The sequence below is a fragment of the Lentilactobacillus parafarraginis DSM 18390 = JCM 14109 genome (genome assembly GCF_001435895.1).
GTDB classification, from domain to species: Bacteria; Bacillota; Bacilli; order Lactobacillales; family Lactobacillaceae; genus Lentilactobacillus; species Lentilactobacillus parafarraginis.
Genome location: NZ_AZFZ01000087.1, coordinates 1 through 6,763, shown reverse-complemented (window position 1 = coordinate 6,763; position 6,763 = coordinate 1). Strand labels below are relative to the sequence as shown.

Below are 6,763 nucleotides of genomic sequence, written 5' to 3'. Positions count from 1 at the left end.
AACTCAATTTAGATCTCAAACAGTTTCTTAGCGTCAACATTGATTAATTCCAACGCGGTGGTGATTACACTCAATATTGTCATCGTGTTTTTTGGGAGGGGCATTTCTGCTAATTTGATGAATTATAATTCACCGTTAAAACCGCTCGTCAAGTGGAATCCGTTCAATATGACTATGTTAACGTCCCAGTACGCAAATTATTCCGAGTATCACTTAACGACTTTGCTGACGAATCAACAGATTTTACTAGGGACGTTGGTCTATACTGCGATCTTCTTGGTGAGTGGTTATCTGGTATTTCGAAAAAAGCGGTTTTAGACTCAGAATTTGAAAGGTTCAATCAACACACAATTAATTTACTTCTTCCCCTAATTTCACGCTTCTTTCCCCATCGCACATCCCCGCACTAAATGTTATAATCTAATGCGAGTATTCTTGTGATGGGCGGAGATAAAAAGCGATGGATGACTTAATTAACTACTATTCGTTTTCAAAGGAAGAGTGGAAACATTTTTATAATGAAATTGACTTGCCGCTGACCCAGAATGGCCTGCGACACATTAAGGCGTTTAATGACCGGATTTCGATTCAGGATGTTTCGGACATTTTTAAGCCGCTGGTTCACATGATTCGCCTTCAAAAGGACAATTTCGACCAGTGGCAGACCATTAAAGCCCGCTTTCTGCATAAACGGGTGCGCACGGTGCCGTTTATTATCGGGATTTCCGGAAGCGTGGCCGTTGGTAAGTCAACGACGGCCCGGGTATTGGAAGAATTGTTAACCAACTACTTTACTGGCGAAAACATCAAGTTGATCACCACTGATGGTTTTTTATATTCCAATGCCGAGTTAAAGCAGCGGGGGATTTACGACAAGAAGGGCTTTCCTGAGAGCTACAACATGGCCAAGCTGATTACCTTTCTGAATTCCGTCAAATCCGGGGTTCCGGTTGTTCAATCGCCCGTCTATTCCCATCAAAGCTACGATATCATTCCCAACCGGTTCGACATTATCGATCGGCCGGATGTCCTGATCGTCGAGGGGATTAATACGCTGCAGCTGCCCAGCAACGAGCAAATTTACGTCAGTGACTTCACCGATTTTTCCATTTATATGGATGCCGATGAGCAACTGATTGAAAAGTGGTACCTGGAACGCTTTGGCCGCTTAATGGACACCGCCTTTCAGGATCCGCACAACTATTACTATAAGTACGCCATTGGTGATCGCGACGAAGCCTTCAACATGGCGAAAAACGTTTGGGAAACCATTGATCTGCCGAACCTAAAGGCAAATATTCTCCCAACCCGTTCCAGAGCTGATATGATAATGCACAAGACCGAAAATCATATTATCGATCGTTTATATCTGAGAAAGTATTAATTGTTTGTATTTTTCCAAACAATGTTGACCAATCATAGTAAAATCGTTTATTATTTATGTAGCAACTTTGAAAGGGTGTATGATTTGGCAAACGTGGACTTATCAAGCTTCGATAAGATTTTAGTGCTGGATTTTGGTAGTCAATACAATCAATTGATTACGCGGCGCATTCGTGATTTGGGCGTATATTCCGAACTTAAATCCCATAAACTCACCGCAAACGAAATCAAGCAAATGAATCCCAAGGGAATTATCTTCTCCGGGGGTCCGAATAGTGTGTATGAAGAGGGTGCCTTACGGGTTGACCCGGATGTCTTCAAGTTGGGAATTCCAATCTTGGGCATCTGTTACGGCATGCAGTTGATGGCCTACACCCTCGATGGAAAAGTTGAAAAAGCTGATAATTCTGAATATGGCCATGCTGATATTGATATCACTGCTAACGATGCCGTGTTGTTCGAAAACACGCCAAGAAAGCAACCAGTTTGGATGAGTCATGGTGATTTGGTAAATGAAGTCCCTTCAGGCTTCGAATCGGTCGCAACCAGTCCCGACTGCCCAATTTCGGCAATGCAGGATGTTAGTCGCAACTTTTACGGCATTCAGTTCCATGCGGAAGTTCGCAATACCAAGTATGGTAACGAAATTCTGAAGAACTTTGCCTTTAACGTTTGCCACGCCAAAGCTAATTGGACGATGAATGATTTCATCGACCTCCAAATTCAACACATTCGCGAAACTGTTGGTGACAAGAAGGTTCTCTTAGGCTTGTCCGGCGGGGTTGATTCTTCCGTTGTTGGCGTGTTGCTGCACAAAGCCATCGGGACCCAGTTAACCAGTATTTTTGTTGACCACGGTCTGCTGCGAAAGAACGAAGCCGATCAAGTGATGGACAGTTTGGCTGGTAAGTTTGGCCTGAATATCATTAAGGTGGATGCCCAGGAACGTTTCCTTTCCAAGCTAAAGGGCGTCACTGATCCTGAAAAGAAACGGAAAATTATTGGTAATGAGTTTATCCAAGTTTTCAATGACGAAGCCCGTAAATTACACGGGATTGATTTCTTGGCTCAGGGAACGCTGTACACCGACGTGGTTGAAAGTGGGACGGATACCGCCCAAACGATCAAGTCACACCATAACGTTGGTGGCCTTCCAAAAGACATGAAATTTAAATTAATTGAACCGCTGAATAAACTCTTTAAAGATGAAGCTCGAGAAATCGGCGAGAAGTTGGGGATGCCCGACGCGCTTGTTTGGCGTCAGCCATTCCCAGGCCCTGGGCTTGGCATCCGGGTGCTTGGTGAAGTGACCAAGGACAAGTTGCGGATTGTTCGGGATAGCGATGCCATTCTTCGGGATGAAATTGCTAAGAACGGTTTGGAACGCAAAGTTTGGCAGTACTTCACTGTTCTACCAGGCTTTAAGAGTGTTGGCGTCATGGGTGATGGTCGAACTTACGACTACACCGTTGCTATCCGGGCTGTGAACTCCGTTGACGGAATGACCGCCGACTTTGCCCGGTTGCCATGGGATGTCTTACAACAGATTTCCGTGCGAATTGTCAACGAAGTCGATGGGGTTAATCGAATAGTGTACGACGTTACGAGCAAGCCGCCTTCGACAATTGAGTGGGAATAAGGTTTGATCGCGAATCTGAACGTTGAGATTTGTAAGCAAATTGCGTTCTTTCTCTAAAATGACTGACGAACAAACGTGTACTAATTCTTGATTTGATTCAAGGATTGGCGCGCGTTTTTTGTCATCGATATCACACACCTGATTCTCCTGGGAGAAAGCTGTCGCCGTTTTTAAGCGATATCCAGGGGCGAATTTCCAGTCCGAAAGCATGAATTAACCTAATTTTTATTATATAATAAGGGTGAGGTTAAGCGCTTACAATGGATTCGGTGAGAGGGGATCACTATGTATAACAATATCCTAGTTCCAATTGACGGGAGCGACAACGCGAACAAGGCGCTGGATGTTGCCCTTGATTTGAATAAGGCATTCGGATCAAAAATTACGGTGTTGACAGTCATTCATAATATTCACTATGATTCGGAAAGTTTGCGGTCTGAACTTTACGAAGGCCTCTTGACAAATGCGCACAAGCTTGTTGAAGGTTGTCGGGATTACGCTTGGAATAAGGCCGGTGTCACCATTGACAGTAATGTGGTGGATGGAAATCCGAAGCAGGAAATCATTGATTTTGCTCGGGATCGTCAGTTTGACTTGATTATTATTGGCAAGACCGGGACGAACGCCATTAACCGGGTTTTCTTAGGCTCAACAACTGCCTATGTTGTCCGACATGCCGATACGCAGGTGTTGGTGGTTAACGCATAACGGCATTCTGCGTCGTCGATATGGGTAAATAACGGGAATCTTTCAAAATATTCACTGAGAGGTTGCCGTTTTTGCATTTAAACCGATCAGTGATCCGCCTTGGCATTAAAGGTTCAGTCGCTGGTTTACTTGGTCCATTAGATTAACAAGTAGCTATCAGTGTTGGTGGTCATTATAAAGAAGAGAAATGATGGACTATCAAACGTATTGATTCGTGAATAGGAGGGATGACCATGCCGCAAATCTATTTCTTATGTACCGGTAACGCCTGCCGCAGTCAGATGGCGGAAGGGTTCGCCCGTCAAATCCTTGGCGACCAGTGGACAATTGCCAGTGCCGGGATTGAGGTGCATGGCTTAAATCCCAATGCCGTGACAGTGATGGCGGAAAAAGGAATCGATATTTCAAGCCAGCGGTCCAAATTGATTGATCGGAATTATTTAAATGCGAGTGATCTGGTGGTTACATTGTGCGGGGATGCCCGGGACCGCTGTCCGGTCACGCCGCCAACGGTCCAAAAGGCGCACTGGCCCCTGCCTGATCCGGCTCAGGCTCAAGGAACCGATGCGCAGAAACTGGTTATTTTTCGTCAAGTGCGGGATGAAATCGAAGAAAGACTGTTGCGATTGGCTCGAACGTTAGAAGGTTGATTGTTTACAGGCAGTCATTCATTAAACCTCAAAGGAGGCATGGGTTCACATGATAGTTGTGAATGCATGCCTTTTTTAAGTTTCTTGAGAGCCGGAATTTGAAAGCCAGTTTCAAATTCCGGCTTCATCGGGTGGCCATTGATGTTAGAATGAAAAGCATACATTCTAAACGAGGTGTGAAGATGAAATCATTGATTAAATACTGGCAACAACTCAACATCAGGGCCACAGAATTAGTCGGTGTCGCGGTCGGCGCGCTGATTTATTCGATGACCTATAATTACCTGCTGTTACCTTCCCACCTCGGTGAGGGCGGCGCAATGGGAATTACCGCGCTCCTATACTATACATTTCAAATCCCATCATACTTATCCAACCTCATTATTAACGTGATTCTGATTGCGGTTGGTTACAGATTATTTGAAAAGAAAACCACTTATCTGACCATTTGGGCGATTGCCTGGATGACCATTTTCCTGAAGATTCCGGTTTTCTACACGTATCACACCCACGAGCTCATCGTGCCAACCCTGCTTGCTGGGGCGCTGACCGGGATTTCGATTGGCTTAATTTTTCGGTATAACGGCACTATTGCCGGCGACTCGATCATTGGCAAACTCCTGAACTACTTTTTCGGCATGTCGGTTGGGACCGGCAGCCTCATATTCGATCTGTTCATCGTCATTCCTTTTATCATGATCATTGGGTTTACCAATACAGTTTTAACGATTATCTATTTGTACGTTTATTCGATATTTACCAACCAATTTTTAGCCAATATTGGCGCCAAAAAAGCGGTATTGGTGGTGTCGCCCAAGCACCAGCAGATTGCCACCACGATTTCCAAGCAGTTGGGCCAAGAACTCACCATTTTTAACGGCACCGGCTTTTATAGCAGTGCCGACCAGCATATGCTCTACATGATTGCCAGTCCCCGGCGCGTCACGAAGATTGTGCCGATTATTGAAAGTGAGGACAAGAACGCGCTGATTGTGGTGGAAAATATCCGAAGTGCCCGCGGACTGGATATGCGGCGGATTTTGTAACCCGAACGGTCTCAATGGTTGAGTAGAGCCACTCCGGTCGCCAAGTAGGTGGCAAACAACAGCCATGCCAGGTAGGGGACCAGTAGCTTGCGGCGGTTTGACTGATTGGCAAGCTCCGTTTAATCAACAGGGCCACGACGATGTCCATGACCAAGATAATGATCACGCCGATGGTGAACAGGCTGCCGTTGAAGAAGACAATTGTCCACAGAAAATTGAGCAGCAACTGGGCTAAAAAGAGAGTGGCGTTTACGACGTGGGTTTGGCGATTTTGCCAGGTAATGTAACCCACGATGCCAATGAATAGGTACAGGATCGGCCACACAATCCCGAAGACCCCGCCGGATGGTGAAAATGCCGGTAACGTCAGAGAATGGTACATTTCACGAATGTTGCCGGACAACAGCGCGGATGCCATGCCGATCATTTCCACCAGAAGAATCCAGATGGTGACTTGAAACCAATTAATGTTTGAACGACTGCTCATAGCGACAACCTCCAATCATGGAATCGTTGAGTTCCTTGTAAATAACTTAACACCCACCATGGTACCGTATATCAGCGTTTGGTGCCATTTGGAAGATTGACAAAATAATTTCCGGAGCAAGAATGTGAAATTCCATACTATCCATTATATAATGACGGTGGAGACGACTATTAGACACCATAAGCCTGAAAGGAGCGCTTAATGATGATGTATAACAGAATTCTAGTCCCGTTGGATGGTAGTGAGAATGCGGATAAAGCGCTGGATGTGGCGTTGGAGGTCAGCAAAAATTTTGGGTGTGAAATTCAGTTGTTATCGATTGTGCATCATATTCACAATGACGCTGATAGTTTATCGTCAAAGTTGTATGAGGGCCTATCGACAAATGCGCACAAGATTATTGAAGCGGCCCGTGATCGGGCTTGGAACAAGGGATTAACCATTAAAGGCTATGTCCGAGATGGCAATCCCAAAAAGGAAATTTGCGAGTTTGCCAAGGAAAATGACGCTGATTTGATCATTATGGGCAAGTCGGGCGCCAACGCGTTTGACCGCCTGGTACTGGGATCAACAACCGCCTATGTCATTCGTAATGCCGATACGCAGGTGCTGGTGGTTAATGCGTGATGGTTGATGCTGTGAAGGTTAGACAAACTTAAGACGTCGATGATTGAATTTATTCAATTGTCGGCGTTTTTTGATGTCTGCGGAAAAATGGTTTGTCGGAAGCCGGGGTGCTATTAGAATTATTGACAAGCAAGAATATAAAGTTCGCATTTTAGCGATAATTTGGAATAAAAAATAGATATAGTTCGTTATTTCGTACAATACCCCTTAGGGTTGACACTTT

7 protein-coding genes and 1 pseudogene are annotated in these 6,763 nt (G+C 45.1%); 7 read left to right on the top strand and 1 reads right to left on the bottom strand.

Annotated features, from left to right (window positions below):
• Positions 1 to 168: 168 nt before the first annotated feature.
• The 6 genes from FD47_RS15405 to FD47_RS13115 all read left to right on the top strand — a co-directional run bounded on the left by FD47_RS15405 (position 169) and on the right by FD47_RS13115 (position 5,426).
• Entirely contained in the window at positions 169 to 318 is a 150-nt protein-coding gene (locus FD47_RS15405) for a hypothetical protein (protein ID WP_156404156.1), read from the top strand.
• Positions 319 to 460: 142 nt separating this feature from the next.
• A complete protein-coding gene (gene coaA / locus FD47_RS13135; protein WP_054736385.1) occupies positions 461 to 1,384 on the top strand; it encodes a type I pantothenate kinase in 924 nt (307 codons plus the stop codon).
• 84 nt (positions 1,385 to 1,468) lie between these two features.
• On the top strand, positions 1,469 to 3,022 hold the full coding sequence (gene guaA / locus FD47_RS13130) for a glutamine-hydrolyzing GMP synthase (protein ID WP_040537457.1): 1,554 nt from the start codon (positions 1,469 to 1,471) through the stop codon (positions 3,020 to 3,022).
• 285 nt (positions 3,023 to 3,307) lie between these two features.
• Positions 3,308 to 3,730 carry a universal stress protein gene (locus FD47_RS13125; protein ID WP_054736387.1) on the top strand — a complete coding sequence of 141 codons (423 nt, stop codon included), beginning with the start codon at positions 3,308 to 3,310 and terminating at the stop codon, positions 3,728 to 3,730.
• 233 nt (positions 3,731 to 3,963) lie between these two features.
• Positions 3,964 to 4,380 carry an arsenate reductase (thioredoxin) gene (arsC, locus tag FD47_RS13120; protein WP_054736389.1) on the top strand — a complete coding sequence of 139 codons (417 nt, stop codon included), beginning with the start codon at positions 3,964 to 3,966 and terminating at the stop codon, positions 4,378 to 4,380.
• A gap of 182 nt (positions 4,381 to 4,562) precedes the next feature.
• Positions 4,563 to 5,426, top strand: coding sequence for a YitT family protein (locus FD47_RS13115; protein WP_054736391.1), 864 nt, complete (start codon positions 4,563 to 4,565; stop codon positions 5,424 to 5,426).
• Between the two features lie 11 nt (positions 5,427 to 5,437).
• Here the strand turns inward: FD47_RS13115 and FD47_RS15530 are convergent.
• Positions 5,438 to 5,913 (bottom strand): annotated as a pseudogene (locus FD47_RS15530) (TspO/MBR family protein).
• 204 nt (positions 5,914 to 6,117) lie between these two features.
• Here FD47_RS15530 and FD47_RS13105 point away from each other — a divergent pair.
• A complete protein-coding gene (locus tag FD47_RS13105; RefSeq protein ID WP_225352994.1) occupies positions 6,118 to 6,540 on the top strand; it encodes a universal stress protein in 423 nt (140 codons plus the stop codon).
• Positions 6,541 to 6,763: the final 223 nt, after the last annotated feature.

Coding starts and splice junctions, on each gene's coding strand:
- FD47_RS15405 (WP_156404156.1), top strand. CDS start 169: ATGACTATGTTAACGTCCCAGTACGCAAATTATTCCGAGTATCACTTA.
- coaA (WP_054736385.1), top strand. CDS start 461: ATGGATGACTTAATTAACTACTATTCGTTTTCAAAGGAAGAGTGGAAA.
- FD47_RS13125 (WP_054736387.1), top strand. CDS start 3,308: ATGTATAACAATATCCTAGTTCCAATTGACGGGAGCGACAACGCGAAC.
- arsC (WP_054736389.1), top strand. CDS start 3,964: ATGCCGCAAATCTATTTCTTATGTACCGGTAACGCCTGCCGCAGTCAG.
- FD47_RS13115 (WP_054736391.1), top strand. CDS start 4,563: ATGAAATCATTGATTAAATACTGGCAACAACTCAACATCAGGGCCACA.
- FD47_RS13105 (WP_225352994.1), top strand. CDS start 6,118: ATGATGTATAACAGAATTCTAGTCCCGTTGGATGGTAGTGAGAATGCG.